The 21,371-nt window shown below is 35.0% G+C and carries 18 protein-coding genes; 5 read left to right on the forward strand and 13 right to left on the reverse strand.

The features are described from left to right. Positions 1 to 116: 116 nt before the first annotated feature. Positions 117 to 2,498 carry an outer membrane beta-barrel family protein gene (locus FNW52_RS00645; RefSeq protein WP_143375480.1) on the forward strand — a complete coding sequence of 794 codons (2,382 nt, stop codon included), beginning with the start codon at positions 117 to 119 and terminating at the stop codon, positions 2,496 to 2,498. Positions 2,499 to 2,816: 318 nt separating this feature from the next. Here FNW52_RS00645 and FNW52_RS00650 read toward each other — a convergent pair whose 3' ends face one another. From FNW52_RS00650 to FNW52_RS00670, 5 genes are all read right to left on the reverse strand, one after another. Then, on the reverse strand, positions 2,817 to 3,746 hold the full coding sequence (locus FNW52_RS00650; protein WP_143375481.1) for a carbohydrate kinase family protein: 930 nt from the start codon (positions 3,744 to 3,746) through the stop codon (positions 2,817 to 2,819). A 1-nt stretch (position 3,747) separates the two neighbouring features. Continuing rightward, complete coding sequence (locus FNW52_RS00655) at positions 3,748 to 4,923, reverse strand: glycoside hydrolase 100 family protein (RefSeq protein WP_143375482.1); 1,176 nt, start codon at positions 4,921 to 4,923, stop codon at positions 3,748 to 3,750. Further along, positions 4,923 to 6,299 carry an MFS transporter gene (locus FNW52_RS00660; RefSeq protein ID WP_143375483.1) on the reverse strand — a complete coding sequence of 459 codons (1,377 nt, stop codon included), beginning with the start codon at positions 6,297 to 6,299 and terminating at the stop codon, positions 4,923 to 4,925. The genes FNW52_RS00655 and FNW52_RS00660 overlap by 1 nt, the downstream gene beginning before the upstream one ends. 3 nt (positions 6,300 to 6,302) lie before the next feature. Continuing rightward, entirely contained in the window at positions 6,303 to 6,662 is a 360-nt protein-coding gene (locus FNW52_RS00665; RefSeq protein ID WP_185965888.1) for a glutaredoxin family protein, read from the reverse strand. 150 nt (positions 6,663 to 6,812) lie between these two features. Then, on the reverse strand, positions 6,813 to 9,440 hold the full coding sequence (locus FNW52_RS00670; protein WP_143375485.1) for a TonB-dependent receptor: 2,628 nt from the start codon (positions 9,438 to 9,440) through the stop codon (positions 6,813 to 6,815). A 354-nt stretch (positions 9,441 to 9,794) separates the two neighbouring features. On the opposite strand from FNW52_RS00670, the gene FNW52_RS00675 reads away from it, so the two are divergent. Then, on the forward strand, positions 9,795 to 10,823 hold the full coding sequence (locus FNW52_RS00675; RefSeq protein ID WP_143375486.1) for a LacI family DNA-binding transcriptional regulator: 1,029 nt from the start codon (positions 9,795 to 9,797) through the stop codon (positions 10,821 to 10,823). 97 nt (positions 10,824 to 10,920) lie between these two features. On the opposite strand, the gene tsf is transcribed toward FNW52_RS00675, so the two are convergent. From tsf to rplM, 4 genes are all read right to left on the reverse strand, one after another. Next, complete coding sequence (tsf, locus tag FNW52_RS00680; protein WP_143375487.1) at positions 10,921 to 11,745, reverse strand: translation elongation factor Ts; 825 nt, start codon at positions 11,743 to 11,745, stop codon at positions 10,921 to 10,923. Positions 11,746 to 11,882: 137 nt separating this feature from the next. After that, positions 11,883 to 12,692: a 30S ribosomal protein S2 gene (gene rpsB, locus FNW52_RS00685; protein ID WP_143375488.1), complete on the reverse strand. Its 810-nt coding sequence runs from the start codon at positions 12,690 to 12,692 to the stop codon at positions 11,883 to 11,885. 235 nt (positions 12,693 to 12,927) lie between these two features. Then, complete coding sequence (rpsI, locus tag FNW52_RS00690) at positions 12,928 to 13,314, reverse strand: 30S ribosomal protein S9 (protein WP_143375489.1); 387 nt, start codon at positions 13,312 to 13,314, stop codon at positions 12,928 to 12,930. Further along, complete coding sequence (rplM, locus tag FNW52_RS00695; RefSeq protein ID WP_116761469.1) at positions 13,314 to 13,769, reverse strand: 50S ribosomal protein L13; 456 nt, start codon at positions 13,767 to 13,769, stop codon at positions 13,314 to 13,316. The genes rpsI and rplM overlap by 1 nt, the downstream gene beginning before the upstream one ends. 347 nt (positions 13,770 to 14,116) lie before the next feature. On the opposite strand from rplM, the gene FNW52_RS00700 reads away from it, so the two are divergent. Continuing rightward, positions 14,117 to 15,145 carry a LacI family DNA-binding transcriptional regulator gene (locus FNW52_RS00700; protein ID WP_143375490.1) on the forward strand — a complete coding sequence of 343 codons (1,029 nt, stop codon included), beginning with the start codon at positions 14,117 to 14,119 and terminating at the stop codon, positions 15,143 to 15,145. Between the two features lie 102 nt (positions 15,146 to 15,247). Here the strand turns inward: FNW52_RS00700 and FNW52_RS00705 are convergent, their stop codons facing one another. Genes FNW52_RS00705 through polA form a run of 3 tightly spaced genes read right to left on the reverse strand, consistent with a single transcriptional unit; the run spans position 15,248 to position 18,689 of the window. Next, on the reverse strand, positions 15,248 to 15,511 hold the full coding sequence (locus tag FNW52_RS00705; protein ID WP_143375491.1) for a DUF2442 domain-containing protein: 264 nt from the start codon (positions 15,509 to 15,511) through the stop codon (positions 15,248 to 15,250). Positions 15,512 to 15,516: 5 nt separating this feature from the next. After that, entirely contained in the window at positions 15,517 to 15,804 is a 288-nt protein-coding gene (locus tag FNW52_RS00710) for a DUF4160 domain-containing protein (protein ID WP_221933376.1), read from the reverse strand. Between the two features lie 41 nt (positions 15,805 to 15,845). Further along, positions 15,846 to 18,689, reverse strand: coding sequence for a DNA polymerase I (polA, locus tag FNW52_RS00715; protein WP_143375492.1), 2,844 nt, complete (start codon positions 18,687 to 18,689; stop codon positions 15,846 to 15,848). Between the two features lie 134 nt (positions 18,690 to 18,823). Between polA and FNW52_RS00720 the strand changes: the two genes are divergently transcribed. After that, positions 18,824 to 20,059 (forward strand): metallophosphoesterase, encoded by a 1,236-nt coding sequence (locus FNW52_RS00720; RefSeq protein WP_143375493.1) that lies wholly within the window; start codon positions 18,824 to 18,826, stop codon positions 20,057 to 20,059. Between the two features lie 72 nt (positions 20,060 to 20,131). Then, a complete protein-coding gene (locus FNW52_RS00725) occupies positions 20,132 to 20,428 on the forward strand; it encodes a co-chaperone YbbN (protein WP_143375494.1) in 297 nt (98 codons plus the stop codon). Between the two features lie 12 nt (positions 20,429 to 20,440). Here FNW52_RS00725 and FNW52_RS00730 read toward each other — a convergent pair whose 3' ends face one another. After that, complete coding sequence (locus FNW52_RS00730) at positions 20,441 to 21,172, reverse strand: polysaccharide deacetylase family protein (RefSeq protein ID WP_143375495.1); 732 nt, start codon at positions 21,170 to 21,172, stop codon at positions 20,441 to 20,443. Positions 21,173 to 21,371 lie beyond the last annotated feature (199 nt).

The following is a 21,371-nucleotide window of genomic DNA, read 5'->3' on the forward strand; positions in this document are numbered from 1 at the left end:
ATAGTTTATTTAATTGTTCTAAAAAGTAGTGATTACAGCCATTAACCCTTCGTTAACTCATTGTTAACCCTCTTTTCGGAAGTGATTATTGAGATTTGCATTAAAAATAAATCACTATGAAAAAATATGTTTTTGTTCTGCTGCTGATGCCAATGTTGTGCTTATCGCAAAATTTTAAGTTTTCGGTTAGCGTTGTGAACAATAAAAAGTTACCGATTGCCTTCGCTTCAGTTTGTTTAACGAATCAATCGGATACTTTGGTTCGGAAAGTTGGAGTGACCAATGAAAAAGGGTTTTTTGAAATAGGAAATATTCAAAAAGGTAGTTATTCGTTGCAAGTGAAATCAGTTGGATTTGCAATTTGTTCTGAAATTATCGCTATTGGAAATGATATGAGCAACAAAGAAATTACGCTTAATGATCTTGAAACCAAATTAGAGGAAGTGGTTGTCAGTTCCAAAAAACCTACATTGGAAAGAAAAATTGACCGATTGGAATTCAACGTGGAGAATACGATACTGTCAAACAATAATGCTTGGGAAATACTTAAGAAAACCCCTGGTGTAACGGTTGCTGGAGGTAATTTGTCTATTCGGGGAAGCAAAGGTATTCTAGTTACTATTAACGATAAAAAAATATACCTCACTGGCGAAGAACTAAAAACCATGCTAGAGGCTACTAATGGCGATGACATCAAATTGGTTGAAGTAATTACAAATCCTCCTGCAAAATATGAAGCGTCAGGAAGTGCTGTTTTGAATATTAAAATGAAAAAGAGTACAAAGGAAGGCTATAAAGGTTCTGTAAAAACGGGGTATGTTCAGAGTATTTATGCTAAATATGTGGCTAGTACTAGTCAATATTTTAAAATAAAAAAGCTTTCTTTCATGGGGAACTATATGTTTGGGTCGGGTACCTACTTGCGCCAAGGAGAAGACGTAGTGGTTTTTGATGAGCAACAAACGACTTGGAAAAGTATCATGAACAGGAAAAATAAATCACTATCTCAAAACACCTATCGTTTGAATGCTGAATATGAAATTGATAGCCTGAATACAGTATCCTTTGGAACGAATGGTTATATCAGTCAAAAAAACAGTGGATATTATGTTGTTCCTACGACGATTTACAACAATCAAAATCAAATTGAATCGAGCTACGTTACGCGTAATAAACGGATACCCTTATCTAGAAATAGTTCCTATAATTTGTCTTTTGAACATAAATTGGCAGCAAAGGAATCTTTGAATTTTTCGTCGGATTATACCAATTATAATTATGATTTAAATCAAGATGTGAATGCCGTTTTTAACTTTTTGGGGACACCAGAATACACGTCAAGATTTGTGAGCGATAACCGTCAGGCCATTAATTTGTTCTCCTCGCAATTGGATTATAGTTTAGAGAAAGACCAATCAACATTCGAATCTGGTTTGAAATTCGGGAATGTTAAGGCTAAAAACAAATTGCTTTTTCAAGAAGAGGAAGCTGATATTCTTGTTGATAAACAGGAGAAAAGTAATGTTTTTGATTATAACGAAAGTATTTTTGCTGCTTATGCCAGTTTCTCAAAAGAATTAAAAAAATGGAGTTTGAAAGCAGGTTTGCGTACCGAATACACCCAATTAGAAGGTGTTTCGGTTAATCCGAAAGAAGTTAATACACAAAAATATTTGAAACTTTTCCCTACTTTATACGCTATGTATAAGCCCTCGGAGGGAAATGAAATGGGAATATCCTATGGAAAACGAATCACAAGACCAAACTACAGTTGGCTGAATCCTTCAAAATCATATTATAATAAGTATTCATACTTTATAGGCGATGTTAATTTGCAACCTACAATTACCCACAATTTTAGTTTTCTGTACACGCTAAAAAGCAAGTATAATTTTGATTTGTACTACAGGAACGAAAAAAATCCGTCGATGGAGATTTCTTTTCAAGACAATGCCTCAAATATGGTGGTGTATCATTTTACAAATATTGAAAAAGATCAGGCCGTTGGGTTGGATTTTAGTTGTAATCTGGAGTTGAAACCTTGGTGGACAATGGCATTGCAATCAGGAATGAAATATACAGAAGATTTATTTCAAGGACTAGATGGTAATTTGTATAAAAATGATGTTTGGGGTTTTAATGGTAGTATCAATCAACAATTTAATCTCAATAAAAAGAAAGACTTTACCGCCGAGGTTAATTTTTGGTACGATTCGCCATCGGTTCAAGGTACCTTTACAATCACAGGTTCATCTAGTTTGGAGATGAGTTGCAGGAAGAAATTTTGGGATAATAAAGCCGAAGTTTCGCTTATTCTCTCGGATATTTATAGAGGCGAAAAGAGCATTGTTTCTACAAAATATGCCGACCAAAACAATTATTTTTATGATTACAGCGATACCCAAAGTTTTAGAATTAGTTTTAAATATAATCTGGGAAATCAAATATTAAAAAACAAGGCAGAGAAAGAGAAAACAGAGGAGCAAAAAAGACTTTAGAGAGAGTTGTAATTCAATAAAAAACCCCATCTCGTAAATGAAACGAGATGGGGTTAATACATTCTTTGAAATCAAAAAACCTGAATTGGTTAATTTTAAAAATCCTATCCTAAAGTAGCTTGTTTTAAGAGTCGATCAAAATCAATGTGGTCGGGTAATGTTCTAATGTTTTGGAGTTTTGTACTTGCCAGTTTTTGTGCAATGGTTATACTTTCGATGATGCTTTTGTTTTTTTATGTTACCTCACTCCTCCCGATGGCTCCTATGTTTACAAAGTCTGCTTAATAGACTATGCTTCCTCGCCTTCATTAGATTCTTTTATTTCAATTCTTCATTTATATTTATATCATCCGGCAACCGCCCTACGTTTTGCAGCTTTATACTGGCTAGTTTTTGCGCAATAGTAATTGTTTCTTCAAAATCTTTCTTCAATAATTGTGCGTATAAAAACCCCGTCCAGAAAGCATCGCCTGCACCGGTTGTGTCTTTTATATCTGGAATTGGTATCGCTTTTTGATGAAATATACCACATGTGATATTTGACAATACAACACCATCTTTCCCTTTTGTCAAACAAATGGTTGAGGCGCCTAATGCATGAAAATATTCGAAAATATAATCTTCCGTTTTTGCCGCGGCAAAAAGTCTGTAACAATCGTCCGTACTTAATTTTACTAAAGGATCCGTTGACAAGTATTCCTTTAGAACAAGCTTAGCTTCCTCTCGGTCTGGCCAAATCCTTTCAGAAAAATTAACATCAATACTGGTTTGCAAACCTAAAACTTTTGCTTTTTTGGCACTTTCTAAAATTGTGGTACGAGCTGGATTTTTACTTAAAGCAAAACAAGTAGTATGAAAAATCTTGGCGCATTCTAAAAGTTCATCCGAAATTTGACTCTTATCTATCTGACAATCGGCTTCTCTATAAGGAATAAAATCAGGCGTACCGGTAGACTTTGACACAAAAATAACCGAGGTCGGTTCATTTTCTGATTTTCTGACTTGAGAAGTAATTACATTGTTGGCTTTTAATTTTCTAACTATGTATTCTCCCAAACCATCTTGTCCGCAAGTGGCGACTAATACAGACTTCAATCCTAATCTCGCAGCATTAACAGCTACATTTGTGGGTGAACCTCCCAAAAAACGATGGTAATCTTTTGTCCTGTTGATCGAAGTATTCACTTCATGCCCTATAAAGTCGATGAGTACCTCACCAACACTTATAATGTCTATCTTTTTTTTCATTTTAGACTAAAAACTTAAAATTTGTATGTATACTTTGATGCAGCATTATGGTTGCCGCTCCACTCCAAGCGCAAAAAGGGACGCCGTTCGGTGCTTTTGTTTCGCTGTTGAAGTTTTCATAGAAGCTGTAATTCGCTATGGCATTGGCTTCATTTATAGCGTTTAATAGTGCTGCGGCTTCATCATTTTTTTCTTTGGCAAGCAAAGCCAAGCCGAAGAAACCGTTAACCATTGGCCAGCTCCCGCCATTATGAAACTCATTTGGATAATTCCGGAATTCATATTTGCAATTGTTTTTGAGTAAATTCCAATCTAAATCTTGCTCTTGAATTGGCGGCCAAAAAGCGGGAATCAATTGTAATGGTCTCTCACGCGTAAGTTTTATAGTGTAATCCAAAATGCTGTTTTGAAAATCTTGATTTCCAATATTCAGGTACAAAGCCAAAGAATTCGCAAAAGCATCAAATTGCGTTTTATAACCAGCAGGAGAAAAAGAGCAAGGCATGAAATTTTGAATTTTCATTTCATTATATGCTCTTTCGTGGTATTTCTCTCCAATACAATTTGAGGTGTAATTAATTTCAATTTGTTCTGTTATTTTTTCAATTTTGCTTGTAATAAAAGTGTCTTTTGCAAAATGGTTATAGCTTTTCAAAGCCCAAATTCTCAGTAATTGGTCGTACAAGACATAGCCATCCGTAATGTATTCATCTGCCCAGTTTCCTGAAAGTGGCACATACAACAAGTGCTTGTTATTGAATTCCCAAGCCTCTAGTAGCTGCAAGCATTTTTGAATGTTTCCTTCGTGTTTTTTTACGAAAGTGTTGTCTTTTTTATAAAATGCATATTGACAAATCCCAATGATAAACCAAGTTACGGCATCGACTCTTCCTGCCAAACCACCATAACTTACTTCGGTTTCATGGCCATTGGTCATTACATTGGAGGGAATAGTTCCGTTATAATGTTGGTTATTTGTCAATGTTTCCAATGTTTTTTGAAAAGTAGCAATCAAATCATCCTCACCCGAAGCCAAAGCTGCCAATCCGCAAATAACGCCATCACGAGCCCAAACTCTCTTGTAATTGGAAATGTTTTGAGCACTCGCCAAAAAACCTTCGGGAGACGAGCAGTTGTGGAGTAATTCAATTGCTTTTATGTAGTCTATATCTTTCATCAGTTTGTTACTTCTTTTCTGTTTTTAACGGTTATAAAAAGGGTTAATACTGCCCCAATTATTAAAAACACACCTGCCAATTTAATTACGTTAACTGGATTTTTGTCTAATAAATCATATACAAAATATTGCATGGTTATGACTTGAATCGCCATTGGAATAACAATAAACATATTGAAAATCCCCATATAAACTCCCGTCTTATCTTTAGGTATGGATCCTGCCAAAAGTTGGTACGGCATCGCCATCATGGACGCCCAAGAAATTCCCAAACCAAATGAATACAGAAATATAGTTGTTACTGCTACATTTTCTCCAAACGGGTTGTGCATAGTAAACAGTACATCGACATTGTTTAAAAAAGGAATGCACAAAAGGCCAATTCCGCCTAATAGCAGTGCGAAAAAATGGACTCCTTTTGCTCCAATTTTTAATGCCAATGGAACTAGCAAAAAGGCTACCATAAAACAAACAATGTTATAGGTTCCGTTTAAACTTCCCGTTAGTAATTGTGCTTTCGAAAATCCTTCCGAAGCCTGATCTGTAGTGTTAAAAATAGAAATTGAAAGCGTTGAAGTGATGTATTGCCAATAACAGAACATAGCATACCAAGTGAAAAATTTTACCGGTATCAGTTGTTTCATCGTTATAGGCATTGTTCGAAAGGCTTCTGCAATATCTACCCAAACGGTTTTAAAGATGTTTTGTTTTTTCTTTTCGGCAATGACTGCTAATTCTTCAGCTGTAGGCGGATATTCTTTGGTTGTTATTACGGAGAGCAAAACAGATGTTATAGACGCAAAGGCACCAATAAAAAACGCCCAATAGGTGTAGGTTGGAATTCCATTGGATAGTTTATCGGTAATGGCCAAAATCCCTACGGAAACCAATATAGCCGGAGTAAAATTGGCTAAAGTAATACCTAAACCCGTAAAAAAACTCTGCATCAAAAAACCTAAAGATTGTTGTTTTTGGTCTAATTTATCGGCAACAAAAGCGCGATAAGGTTCCATAGCCAAATTGTTTGCGGCATCTAAAATCCACAGCAAACTCGCTGCCATAAAAAGGGTGTTTGAAAATGGCATTGCCAATAATGCTACACTCGAAATTAACGCCCCAATTAAAAAAAATGGTTTTCTACGACCAAATTTTGGGGACCAAGTTCCATCACTAATAGCGCCAACGATAGGTTGGATTATCAGACCGGTGATAGGCCCAGCCAGCCAAAGCATTGGTAAGCTTGCTTCCTCTGCACCTAAATATTTATATATGGCACTCATATTGCTTTGTTGCAATCCGAAACTGAACTGGATTCCGAAAAAACCAAAATTCATATTCCATATTTGCCAAAAATTCAGTTTTGCTTTTTTGAACATAACTTAGGGGATTATTTTTTTTATAAAATCATCAAAAGCGGTGTTGTTTGTAAACACTTCTCCATATTTATCAATCACTGGAATTCCGAGATTATTTGTGTTTATGTTGGCTTTTCTTAATTTAGCCAGCATTTCATTAAGTGCTGCTTTATCTGTATCGATATCGTAAAAGATGAAATCGATTTTATTTTCGATTAAAATATTTTTAGTATCGGTACAATAATGGCAATCTGGACTGCCGTAAATAAGGATTACTTTTTTTGTTTCTTCATTCAATTTCCCTATTTTTTCAATAGCTTGAGCTTTCAAATTAAATTGAAAAAGAGTAAAAAACAGCAAAAACAAACTGACTTTTTTTTTCATTTCGATATATTTAAAGGTCATATAATACCGTTTATAAGTAAATCAATTAATCCAAAACATTTTTCGCATAAGAATTATGGATTTTATTAAAAACAATTCCTGTATTTTTAAAGTACAGGAATTGTCAACTAACTAAAACAAAATATACTTTTAAAATTTGTAAGTCAAAGCCATAGATATTGATCTTCCTGGCATAGGTCTTGCTCTAACATTGTTTACCGTGTTCTCTGTGATACTTCCTTCTTCGGATTCGGTAATTGCTAGGGTGTCAAATAGGTTGTTTGCTGAAAGATTTATTGAAAACCCTTTTGTGATTTCAAATTCAACAAAACCATTTACGATTACAAAACCATTCATTACAAGTAGATTTGAATCTTGAGCAAAAGCTTTGGTTTGACCAATAAAACTCAACCCAATTGTATTTTTGTTGTCAAAAAAACGGTACGTCGGCATGAAATTATACATTAGTTTTGGCTGTCTTCTGGCTTCGTTTCCTTTGTTGTCGCCGGATGTAATTTCTGCTTTTGTGTAGGTTACAGCTCCGTTTACACTAAAATTATCATTTACACTATAAGATGTTTCTAACTCTAAACCATAAGATTTATAATTGTTTTTGATGATGCTGTTTGAGGTAGCTTCATACCCACCTTGTTCGTCTGTTTTAGAATGAAAAGCAGTTGCGTAAACGTATCCTTTAGAGAATTTTTGTTTATAACCGATTTCAGCTTGTGCCAAAAAGTCTAATGCGTTGATTTTATTCCCATCTAAATAATCCAATCCTGAAAACAAAATACGATCCGCTTTTGCAGAAGCACCTTTACTATATCTGGCAAAAAGAGATTGTTTTGGTGTTAATAAATAGTTAGCTCCCAAAGTATAAGACACATAATCATAGTCGTAATTAACGGCGGTTTCTTTTGCTGTATTTATAGCAGAAACGCTCTTTTCTGGAGTAGAAATAACGCCGTCATTGTTGATGTCGTAGATCGTTTGTGAATTACCTGCGAATGAACCCGAAACTTTACCCATGTCATAACGTAAACCTCCTTCAAGCGAAAGGTTTTCTGTTGCATCAACAGTTATATTTACGTATGGAGCCGAAACATTGTATTGAGTATCGTAATTTCGGGTACAACAGTTGCCCCAAGCAGGTACGCCATAAGCATACAAGCCGTTTTCTGACAATAGCGTTCCAGCAGCATTGGTTACATTTATAAGTCGTGGATTATTGTCCGAAACCTCCTGAAGGTAAGAGTTCCACAACCACGACATCGAAATGTTTTGAATAGATTTGAAGTAACCAGCAGTGATTCCTATTTTCTCATATTTTTTTATTACTCTTAAATCATTCATAAAGTTATTAAAATCATTTAATTGAGTGTCAAACATGTGTATTCTGTTTACTAACCCATTTGGATTGTCAAAGGGAGCTCCTGAATTTGCATAAGTCAAAGTAGATCCTGCTCCGAAGGAAGTAGCAATTGCTGAAGCCGAGCTAACTTCTGCTGGAAATGGAGCGATAAAACCACCACTATTAGCAGAATAACGACCGTTTTCGCTTATTTTCCAACCATTATCTAAATCGAATGCAGCACTAACACCAATTGATTTTGAAACAGGGTTCATTCCATCAGCAACTTTTCCTCTTCTTAATTCGCCATCTGTACCAAGTCCTACATTATGGTTCAAATAAATGGATTGCAAAGCACCCGTTGTAGCATCATAACCGCTAACATTTTCCCAAGTAGGATTTGCATTTGTTCCCGTTACTTGCACAGGCATAGGCATGTAAGCAACCGCTTTGTCGTTTAAGAATTTGGCATAAATAGTCACTGACCCTTTTTGAAATTCTTTTGTGATATTGAATTTTACTTGTCCGCCGTTATTAGATGTAGAACCCGTTTTTCTTACGCCTTCGCCAGCTCTGTAGAACCCACCAGCATGAAAATAAAGACCTTCTCCAATTTTGGCGCCATAGTCTAGGTCGGTTCTAAAATTGTTGTAATCCAAACCAAAACTGGTTCTCATCATTCCGCCATCCGTTTTTCCGGTTTTGCTAATAAAGTTGATGATTCCGCCAGGAGAGTTAGAGGATAATGTAGAAGCAGATCCACCACGAATGGCTTCAATTCTTGCTACATTCCCGTCAAATCGAGTAAAAATATCGGCAGTTGCAAAAGCTATGTCTCCAAACAAAAGTACTGGTAGTCCATCTTCTTGAATTTGTAAATATTTAGATCCTCCAGAGGAAATTGGTACACCACGCACAGAAATATTCGAATTTCCTTCTCCGCCAGATGATTCAGAACGAATACCTGGGATTGATCTAAAAATTTCAGCAGTAGATCTTGGTGCTGCTTGTTCTATTTGTCTTGCTCCTAATGAAGTGACAGATACACTGGACTTGATTTTAGTTCTCGGACTAACAACGCCTGTGATAATTACATCGTTTAATTGATTTGCGTCTTCGTCAATAGAGATATTTTGAGTTGTATTTCCGTTAACGCTGACAGAAGTTTGTTTTCTTTTATAACCAATAAAGGATGCTATGACAACAATGTTTCCGTTTTGTAGATTTGAAAATTCATATTTCCCGTCAAAACTGGTTGAAGTTGTCTTTTCTGTATCTTGAATGGTGACATTTACCCCTGCAATAGGATTACCTTTCGCGTCGGTAACAACCCCTGATAGTGTGGAGTTTTGGGAAAAAGCCAAATTGAATAGCAATAGTGCTATAATCAATTTACTTTTTTTTAATAAATAAATGGTTTTTTTCATGGTTTAAAATTGTTTGATTAATAAATTTAACGTTAATTTATTGTAAATGTAGTTTTAGCTTATAGAAATAATACAAAAATCCTATTGCAAACGTTTGCGAAAACTATGCAAACGTTTGCGATTTTATATTGAATAGTAAATTGTATGTGTTCAGAAAGTATTCAGTTTTAAGAGGGGATTTGAAAGCGAACAAAATAATTATCTCGAAAATCTAGGATTAATACACCAGGTTTGTAAAAAAGGAATAAAGCTATTTGTAGCTATTTTTTCTTTAACTTAGAATCTTAGTAACTTGGTTGCTTAGTGTCTAAAGTTATAGTGCTGAATAGTTGCAAAAAATCTAATAATTGTTAAATGAAAGAGACAACTCTAAAAGAAATTGCAGAAACTTTAGGAATATCTATTACCACTGTTTCGAAAGCATTAAAAAACAAGCCCGATGTTAGTAAAAAAACTATTGAAAAAGTGCTTGCTTTGGCCGAAGAACTCAATTATACCCCCAATAGTTTTGCTGTAAATCTTCGGACGAAAGAGTCTAAAACCATTGGATTAATTATTCCTGAAGTAGTCCATCATTTTTTCTCGAATGTAATTAACGGGATTATCGCCGAAGCCGAGAAAAACGGGTATCTGGTTATTATTCTGCAATCAAATGAATCCTTGGAATTAGAGAAGAAACAAGTGGCGCTTTTAATTAATAAAAGAGTTGACGGAATTATAATGTCGCTTTCTAATGAATCCAATAATGATTCTCATATCAAAGAAATCCTCAGAAAAGAGATTCCTTTCGTTCAGTTTGATAAAATTTCTAAATTAATTCCGAGTTCAAAGGTTGTTATCAAAGACCAAAAAGCGGCGATGGAAGCAGTACAGCATTTAATAGACAAAGGATGTAAAAAAATCGCGCATATTCGAGGTCCTGAAAACCCTCAAAATGCGATTGATCGTTTTCTGGGTTATAAAAAAGCGTTGGAAAACAATGGTATTCCTTACGATTCTAAATTGGTTTATACGTGCAAGAATGTCACTTTTGAAGAAGGAGTCGAGTTTGCTAAACAAATTCTTGCGGAACACCCAGATGTGGACGGAATTTTTGTGATTACTGATTTGGTTGCGGTTGGCGTTTTGGCGTATTTTAATGAAAAGGGGATTCAAGTGCCCAATCAAATTGCGGTAATTGGTTTCAGTAATTGGTTTATGTCGCAAGTAATAACACCAAAATTAAGTACGGTTGATCAGCCCAGCTATGAAATGGGAGTTGCTGCTTTTGCCTTATTGCTCGAAGAAATGCTTTGCCACAAAGAAGGGAAGGTGTTCATTCCTAGAACAATCGAGCTTGAAACGAGTATTATAGCAAGGGATTCTAGTTTGAGGATGAATTGAAAGTCATTTTGTAAAAACTCCAGAAATGATTTTAAACAAAAATCCCATCTCGTAATGAAACAAGATGGGTTTTTTTATATTTTAAATCTAATTTAGATTATCCTAAAGCAGCTCTTTTGAAACCTGTTACGATAAGATCTTTGTCTAAAGATTTTGCATAAGCAGCAACGCTTAAGGCGTTATCTTTGATGTAATCTTGATTTACCAAGGTGTTGTCTTTGTAGAAACGTTGAATTTTACCTTTTGTAATGTTTTCCAACATAGCTTCTGGTTTTCCTTCTTGGCGCAATAAGTCTTTTGCAATTTCGATTTCTTTCTCGATGATTGATGCGTCAACACCAGCTTCGTTCAAAGCAATCGGGTTCATAGCTGCAGCTTGCATAGCGATGTTTCTAGCTACTTCGTCAGCACCAGCGATGTTTGCAGATAAAGAAACTAAAGTAGCGATTTTGTTTCCAGAGTGGATGTAAGAACCGATAAAAGCACCTTCTAATTTCTCGAAAGTTCTGATTTCTAATTTCTCTCCAATAACTCCAGTTTGCTCGATTAATTTTTCAGCAACAGTGATTCCGTTGAAATCAGCAGCCAAAAATTCTTCTTTTGTATTGAAGGTCAATGCTAAATTAGCCATTTCAGTAGCCATTTTTACAAAGTTTTCATTCATACCTACGAAGTCAGTCTCACAGTTTAATGTGATAACAACACCAGCAGTTTTATCTGCATTAACAACAGCAATTGCAGCACCTTCAGTAGATTCTCTATCTGAACGGTTTGCAGCTACTTTTTGTCCTTTTTTACGTAAGTTTTCAATTGCTAAATCGAAATCTCCTTCTGCTTCAACCAAGGCTTTTTTGCAGTCCATCATACCTGCACCAGTGATTGTTCTTAATTTATTTACGTCTGCAGCAGTAATTGTTGCCATAATATTTTGTGTTTAATGTTATAAAAGTAAAAATTCCAAGCTCTAAATCCTAAATTCCAATTTTAATAAATTATCAACATATAGTTTCTAATTTTTTATGGAATTTGGAATTTAAATTTTGGAATTTAAAATTTGATTTATTCTTCAGTTGCTGGAGCTACAGGAGCTTCAACTGCTGGAGTTTCAGCTGCTGGAGCTTCAGCTGCTGGAGCTTCAACTTCAGCAACAACTTCAGTAGCATCAGTTTCTTTATCAGAAGTTCTATTTGCAAGACCGTCGATAATTGAAGCAGTAACTAAAGATAAAATTTTATCAATTGATTTAGAAGCATCATCATTTGCAGGGATAACATAATCTACTTCACGTGGATCAGAGTTAGTATCAACCATTGCAAAAACTGGAATGTTTAATTTTTGAGCTTCTTTTATTGCGATGTGTTCAGCTTTGATATCTACTACGAACAATGCTGCAGGAAGTCTAGACATATCTGAGATTGAACCTAAGTTTTTCTCTAGTTTAGCACGAAGACGATCAACTTGTAAACGCTCTTTTTTAGAAAGGGTCATGAATGTGCCATCTTTCTTCATTTTATCAATAGTAGACATTTTTTTAACTGCCTTTCTAATTGTAACGAAGTTAGTTAGCATTCCACCAGGCCATCTTTCAGTGATGTAAGGCATGTTTGCAGCTTTTGCTTTTTCAGCAACGATGTCTTTTGCTTGTTTTTTGGTAGCAACAAATAATATTTTTCTACCTGATGCAGCGATTTTTTTCAAAGCTTCATTAGCTTCTTCAATTTTTGCTGCAGTTTTATATAGATTGATAATGTGTATACCATTACGCTCCATATAAATGTAAGGAGCCATGTTTGGATCCCATTTTCTAGTCATGTGTCCAAAATGAACACCTGCTTCTAGTAATTCTTTTACTTCTACTTTGTTTGACATTTTTTGTACTAGTTTACGTTCTGTTGATTAGCAATGTGTTCTTTTAAAGGTTATAAATTTAGGATGTTTATAAGGTTTAGTTCAACTAAACTTTTAAACTTCTAAACTTCTAAACTCTTTTTCAACCCATTTAGATGCTAAACTAATTCCTACCTCGGTAGGCAACAACAACATTGTTTTAAAATTTTTAATACATTCTAGGATGTCTTGTCCTAATTGAACAAGACAGGCAATATTAACGTTTAGAGAATTGGAATCTCTTACGAGCTTTCTTCTGACCGAATTTCTTACGTTCAACCATTCTTGGATCTCTAGTTAATAAACCTTCTGGTTTCAAGATAGCTCTGTTTTCAGCATTTACTTCACACATAACGCGTGCCAATGCCATTCTTACAGCTTCTGCTTGTCCAGTTGAACCACCTCCGTAAACGTTTACTTTTACGTCAAAGTTAGTAGCGTTCTCTGTCATAGACATTGGTTGCATAACTTTGTACTGTAAAGTAGCAGTTGGGAAATAAGTTGCGAATGGTTTTTTGTTTACAACGATAACTCCTGTTCCTTCAGAAACATAAACACGTGCAACAGCGGTCTTTCTTCTACCGATTTTGTGAATAACTCCCATTACTTAAGATCGTTAAGGTTAACTGTTCTAGGTTTTTGAGCCCCTTGTTTGTGCTCAGATCCTACAACAACATTTAAATTTCTAAAAAGTTCAGCTCCTAATTTGTTTTTAGGTAACATCCCTTTTACAGCTTTCTCTACTAATAATGCAGGGTTTTTTGCTTGCAATACTTTAGCAGTTAAAGTTCTTTGTCCTCCAGGGTAACCAGTGTGACGGATGTATGTTTTCTCATCCATTTTGTTACCTGTTAGGTTGATTTTTTCTGAGTTGATAACGATTACGTTATCTCCACAGTCCACGTGTGGTGTGTAACTTGGTTTGTACTTACCTCTTAAAATCATAGCGACTTTTGAAGCAAGACGACCTAAGTTATGACCGTCAGCATCTACAACTATCCATTCTTTTACAGAATTGGCTTTTGTTGTTGAAATTGTCTTGTAGCTTAATGCGTTCACAATAATATATTTTAATTAAACATTCCATCCCCAATAAAGGGGTTGCAAAAGTACAATTAATTATTTTAAATACAAATACCTTAATTGATTATTTTTCAATATGGTTTGCGCTGATTATCAAATGTATATTTATCGTATTCTGTTTTTGTTTTTATTAAAGAATCTTTATTTGCTATATTTTGCTTCAAAAATCTTTTGGTTGTAGTAATTTTTTTGTACTTTTCGCTTTTATCTGTTTAAATGCTTGTGTTTTTGTTGTTTTTTTATAATAATATGGCTAAGTATTGATAAATTCTGATTTTTTCATTTTTTAAAGTTTCTTAAATACCACTAAATTCCACATCCCAATGAAAGCAAAGGCTACATTAAAACAAATTGCAAAAGAACTCAATGTTTCGGTTTCTACCGTTTCTAAAGCACTTAATGACAGTCCAGAAATTAGTGAACAAACAAAAATTAGAATTAAAGAATATGCAAAATTAAAAAACTACAAACCCAATGTTATCGGATTGAACCTGAAAAACAGAAAAACCAAAACCATTGGAGTAATTATACCCAATATTCTAAATTCATTTTTTGCAAAAGTATTTAGCGGTATAGAAAAAGTAGCTGATAAAAAAGGATACAACGTAATTATGTGTATCTCTAATGAATCGATCGAAAAAGAAGCGCATACCCTAGAAATGTTGAGCAATGGTACGATTGATGGATTTATTTTGTCGATATCCGAAGAAGCTCAGAAATTAGGGGATTATAATCATTTTAAGCAAATCATTATTGATGGTACGCCAATCGTTATGTTTGACAGGACAACAGACGAGGTAGATTGTGATAAAGTTATTGTTGATGATTTTGATTCGGGACTAAATGCAACGCAGCATTTGATTGATTTAGGATGTAAAAATATTGCCTTATTCTCTTCGGTAGATAATTTAAGTGTTGGTAAGTTAAGAGCCGAGGGTTATTTTAAAGCGCTGAAAGATAATAATATTGCAGTTAATGAAAATATTATTGTGCGTACCGATACAGAACTTGATTTGAAGGAGCAGATAGAAGAGGTGTACTCCAATAATCTTGTTGACGGTGTTTTTGCTTTGGATGAAAATGATTCGGTTGCTGCTTTAAAAATAGGCGTTAAAAAAGGATATAAAATCCCAAAGGATCTTAAAATTATCGGTTTTGCCGATGGTATTCTTGCTTCCAGACGTTTGTCGCCAAGCTTAACCACAGTAAGTCAACACGGAATTGAAATTGGTGAAGTAGCGGCTAAATTGCTTATCAAAAGACTAGAGTCTGAAGAAGAAGAGGAAAGTCCGTATGAAACGTTAGTGATTAGAACCAAACTTAAGGAACGAGAGTCTACGAGAAGATTGTAATTCCTTTTTATATTGTTTAACGATTCTGATTAAAATATAAAAGAAAATACTAAAAAAGGCAATCGATATTTTATCTAGATTGCCTTTTTTATGTCAGATGTTTCATGTAGTAGCACTTTTTTTTGATATTTCTGTACTTTCTGTCCAAAGTGTAAAAGGATCAAAATCTATTATCTCTTCTTTTCCCCAAACTACTGTATCATATTTCACAATAATTTTGTTGAAAAACGAAGTGTCTTTCAAGGGTTGAAAAACAGGATAATTAAGATAGGGTAAGACAGAGAATTCCTTCCAGATTTTATTGTCAAATTCGATCTCTAATTTATAATCTGGTTTTGGTATAGCAGTTGTGATTTTTGGAAACATATCATTTATCTTAAGGGTTCAATTTTAAAAACAGGCTCGCCTTTGATGGCTAGACTCCAGTCAGCCATTAAATCTTCTTGTCGAATTTCAATCCACGCTTTTACAAGTTTGGTCTTATTATTAGGCAGTTTTCCTTCTAATAATTCCCCGTCGGGTATAGAAAATACCGCCTCAAATTCATTATATTTCACATGAATATGGGGCAAATTATGTTGCTTATTACCAAATAGTACATTGAAATTATTAAGCCATAAAACAAACTTATTACAGGCATAATTTTTACTTTTAAACAAAGTTACAAAATCTATATTTTAAATTGTAAAAAGACTATTTTCTAATGCGCTTCCAGCCAGTTTTTACCTAAACCAATTTCAATATTTAATGGTACCGCCATTGTAAAAGCATTTTCCATCTCATATTTAATCATGGGCTGAATTTTTTCTAATTCGGAGTTGTGTACGTCAAACACAAGCTCATCATGAACCTGCAATAACATTTTACTTTTCCAGTTCTCTGAAGTTAGTTTTTTATGAATGTTAATCATGGCGATTTTAATCACATCGGCAGCGCTTCCTTGAATAGGGGCATTTACGGCATTACGTTCTGCTCCACCACGAACAATGGCATTGGCTGAATTGATGTCTTTCAAATAACGACGACGGCCTAATATGGTTTGGACATAGCCGTTTTCTCTTGCAAATTCAACTTGTTCCTGTATGTACGATTTCAATCTAGGATAGGTTTGATAATAAGCCTCGATCAAAGCGGCACTTTCACTTCTTGATAATGAGGTTTGATTGCTTAATCCAAAGGCAGAAACCCCATAAATAATTCCAAAATTCACCGTTTTGGCATGGCTTCTTTGTTCTCTTGTAACTTCTTCAAGCGGTACATTGAACACTTTTGAAGCCGTTGATTTGTGAATGTCTTCGTTGTTCTGAAAAGCTTTGATCATATTTTCTTCACCACTCAATGCCGCAATGATGCGCAGTTCTATTTGTGAGTAATCCGCAGAAAGTAAAGTATAGTTCTCATCTCTAGGAATAAAAGCTTTTCGAATCAATCGTCCTCTTTCGGTACGAACAGGAATGTTTTGTAAATTAGGGTTGTTCGAACTTAATCGTCCAGTTGCGGCAACGGTTTGCATATAATCGGTGTGAACTCGTCCCGTTTTTGCGTCAACTTGGTTGGGTAAAGCATCAATATAAGTACTTTGCAATTTTACCATTTGTCGCCATTCGAGAATATCACGAACAATTTCGTTGTCATTCGCCAAATAGGATAAAACCTCTTCGCCAGTGGCATATTGACCTGTTTTGGTTTTCTTTTGTTTGGCTCCACCTATTTTTAATTTGTCAAATAAAACATCGCCAAGCTGTTTTGGAGAAGCCAAATTGAATTTCTCGCCAGCGGTTTCGTAAATTTTTTGTTCCAATGCGTTGCTTTCGACAGCCATTTCAACCGACATCGATTTTAGAAAAGGAACGTCAAGATTGATTCCTTCTAATTCCATTGCTGCCAAAACTGGAATTAACGGAATCTCAATTTCGTCAAATAGTTTTTTGGTTTCGGCTTTGTCGAGAATCGGACTGAAATTTTGCTTCAATTGATAGGTAATGTCAGCATCTTCGGCAGCGTATTCTTTAATTTCTTCCAAAGCCACCTCGCGCATCGATTTCTGATTTTTACCTTTTTTGCCAATTAAAGCTTCGATAGATTTTGGCGAATATTTCAAATACGTTTCCGATAAAACATCCATATTGTGACGCATATCTGGGTTGATTAAATAATGGGCAATCATCGTATCGAATAACTTTCCTTTGATTTGAACACCATAATGAGAAAGAATCTTTAAATCGTATTTGATATTTTGGCCAATTTTTTCGATGGTTTCACTTTCGAAAAAAGGCTTGAATTTATCGGCCAAAACCTGTGCTTCTTCTTGGTTTTCTGGAAACGGAACGTAAAATGCTTTTCCTTTTTCGAAAGCAAATGACATCCCAACCAATTCGGCATTCAAGGCATCAATTCCAGTGGTTTCAGTGTCAAAGCAAACCGAAGTTTGGTTCATTAAGTTTTGCAAAAGCAATTTTACGGCAAAATCTCCATGGATACTTTGGTAAAAATGTTCCGTATTCTCTAAAGTTGCGTAATATGAATTCGATTTTACTTCGTCACTCTCTTCGTCGGAAAAACCAAATAAGTCAAATTGGTCTTCATTAGATTTTTTAGCAGGGGCTTTTTTGACAGCCTTTTCTTCATTGCCATTGCTATTACCATTGTCTATTGCTGTTGGATTGTACAATTTATCAAACTGCGCTTTCATCTGGCGAAATTCCAATTCCTGAAACAAGGCATCGGTTTTTTCTACATCTGGAGTTGATAATTCATAGTCAGCTTCATTGAATGTTACGGGGCAATCGAGTAGGATGGTGGCTAATTTTTTAGACAAAATTCCCAACTCTGCATTGGCTTCGATTTTATCTTTTATGGCGCCTTTTAATTGATGGGTGTTGGCCAAAAGATTTTCCATTGAGCCGTATTCTGCCAAGAATTTCTTGGCTGTTTTTTCTCCAACCCCGGGTAATCCTGGAATGTTGTCGGCAGCATCGCCCATCATTCCTAGAAAATCGATAACTTGTTCCGGACGTTCAATTTCAAATTTGGCTAGTACTTCTGGAATTCCCCAGATTTCTATGCCATTGCCCATACGGGCGGGTTTGTACATGAATATATTTTCGGATACCAATTGGGCAAAATCCTTATCCGGAGTTACCATAAATACTTGGTAGTTTTCTTTTTCGGCTTGTTTGGCAATGGTTCCAATTAAGTCATCGGCTTCAAAACCGGGAACTTCAATAATCGGAATGTGCATAGCCTTCAATAATTCTTGAATGTATGGAACGGCAATTTTAATCGCTTCGGGAGTTTCGTCACGATGCGCTTTGTACTCTTTGTACATTTCGTATCGGTATGTACTTCCGCCTTTGTCAAAAGCGACTGCTAAATGATCGGGCTTATCTCTTTTTATAACATCCATCAAGGCGTTCATAAAGCCCATAATAGCCGAGGTGTCCATTCCTTTGGAATTAATTCTTGGATTTTTGATAAAAGCATAATATCCACGAAAGATTAATGCATAGGCATCGAGGAGGAAAAGTCGTTTTTGAGCAGACATATAATAGGCGTGTTATTTTTAGTGGGGTAAAAATAATGAAACATAATTTAATGACTCCAATAAGCGTTAAATTTTAATTAATTTAAATCAGTATCCTTTTTTTAATTTGTTAATTTGTGTAAAAATTTTCTAAAATGATCTTACGTTTATTCTTTTTTGGAATTGTTTTATTTGTTATTGAGCTTTATGCTTATCAAGCCTTTAGAACTTTAATTAAGTTGAAATGGGTATTAGTGTCTTATCAGATAATTAGTTTTGCTCTTTTTGTTTTTATTATATATTCTTTTACGCTATTCGATCGCTCTGTAGGACAAACTAAGCAAACTATGTTTACGATGGGATTGATGCTTTTGGTTTATGTTCCGAAGATTGTAATGTCAATTATTCTTTTGGGAGAGGATGTATTCAGGTTGGCTGCAGGATCAATCAATTATTTCATTGATAATAGTGCTAATGCTGATTTTTTGCCTTCAAGACGTAAATTCGTTAGTCAAGTTGGTTTAGGATTGGCTGCGATTCCTTTTCTGTCTTTGATTTATGGGATTTTCGAAGGGAAGTATAATTATAAAGTGATTAAACAAGCGATATATTTTCCAGATTTACCAGATGCTTTTGATGGTTTTACGATTACACAAATTTCAGACGTGCACAGCGGGAGTTTTGATAATCGTGAGAAAATCAACTATGCCATTGATTTGGTTAATGAACAAAATTCGGATATGATTTTGTTTACCGGGGATATTGTCAATACGCATGCCAAAGAAATGCATCCATGGATTGAAACTTTTAATAGAATTAAAAAACATAAATATGGTAAATATTCTGTTCTTGGGAATCACGATTACGGAGAGTATGTAACATGGCCGACTCAAGTTGCTAAACAAGAAAATTTTGATGCCATAAAGAATTTATATGGACAAATTGGTTTTGAATTATTATTGAATGAGCATACTTTTATCGAAAAGGATGGCGACAAAATAGCTTTGGTTGGGGTAGAAAACTGGGGGCATAACTTCAAGCAAGCTGGGGATTTAAAGAAAGCTTCGCAACATTTAACAAAAGAAGATTTTAAAATCCTAATGAGTCACGACCCAAGTCATTGGGATCATGTAGTTCAGCATGACGAAAAGAATTTTCACTTGACTTTGTCGGGGCATACACACGGAATGCAATTTGGTATAGAAATTCCGGGTTATTTTAAATGGAGTTTGGCTCAATATGTGTACAAACAATGGGCAGGTTTGTATGAAAACGCAGGAAGATACGTGTATGTAAATCGTGGATTTGGGTTTCACGCCTACCCTGGAAGAGTAGGAATTATGCCGGAAATAACGGTTGTTAAACTAATAAAGGGAGAAAAATTAGCTTAATTAGTTTTAAATGCTAAATTTGCAGGATAATATCTCTTTTCGAAAGTATTAGAAATTAAACATTTTGGTTTTATGTCAAAATTTGGAGAACTTATAAACGCTCAAGTTCCTGTGTTAATCGATTTTTACACAGATTGGAACGAACCTTCGGTATTTATGCATCCCGTTATTAAAGATGTGGCGGCGGCACTTGGCGATAAAGTGAAGGTAATAAAGATAGATGTAGATAAAAATCAAGAACTGGCTGATGCTCTACGCATCAAAGGCCTTCCTACTTTGATGATATATAAAGAGGGGCTTATGGTCTGGAGGCAATCTGGAGAACTGGATGCCAATACGATTATCGGACTAGTTCAAGAACAAATCTAAATTCAGCACTTTTTATCGTATTACATCAAATTCAAATCCTTTTTGTTTCAATTTTGCTATGGCTTTAGGTAGTGCATATTCTAAGTTTTTGAATGCTTTTACACTGTCGTGAAAAACAATTATACTTCCTGATTTTGTATTTTGCAACACGTTTTCTAAGCATTTTTCAGGCGAAATACTTTGGTCAAAATCGGCACTCAGAACATCCCACATAATTATTTTGTACCCTAATTGGCGTAGTTTTTTGGACTGCGTTGTTTTTATTTTGCCGTAAGGAGGACGGAAGAGAGGGGATTTTAGATTTAAGATTTCAGATTTAAGATTTTCGGGAACTGAGCGAAGTCGAACGGGGGCTGAGCGAAGTCGAACGGGGGCTGAGCGAAGTCGAACGGGGGCTGAGCGAAGTCGAAGCCCGGATTTACATAAGTCGATGTTCTCTAGATATTCTCCAGTTAAAGTCCTCCAGCCATTCAGATGGTTAAAAGTGTGATTTCCTATTGCATGTCCATTATCAATTATCTTATTAAAAATCGCTGGATGTTTTTGGATATTTTTTCCAATACAGAAAAAAGTGGCTTTTATTTGGTGTTCTTTTAGTACTTCCAAAACCCATTCTGTTATTTCGGGCGTTGGGCCATCATCAAAAGTTAAGTAGATTTTATTCTCCATATTGGGAATGTCCCAAATGTAATTGGAGAAAATTCGTTTGATGAGGGAATTCGTTTTGATCCAATAGAAATTCATCTTTCAATACTACGATTAAATACAGTTTAAACAAAAATTAGTCATTAGCAGTTAGCCGTTAGTGATTAGTTTTGGTTGACAAAAAAAAATCTCGAAAAATAGGGATCGAGATTTTTTTTAAAAAAATTACTTCAATGTTGTTTTGGTGTATAAAACGCAACTGTTGCTAATCACTAATGGCTATTCGCTAATGACTATA

The sequence above is a fragment of the Flavobacterium sp. ZT3R18 genome (assembly GCF_007097385.1).
In the GTDB taxonomy this organism is placed as follows: domain Bacteria; phylum Bacteroidota; class Bacteroidia; order Flavobacteriales; family Flavobacteriaceae; genus Flavobacterium.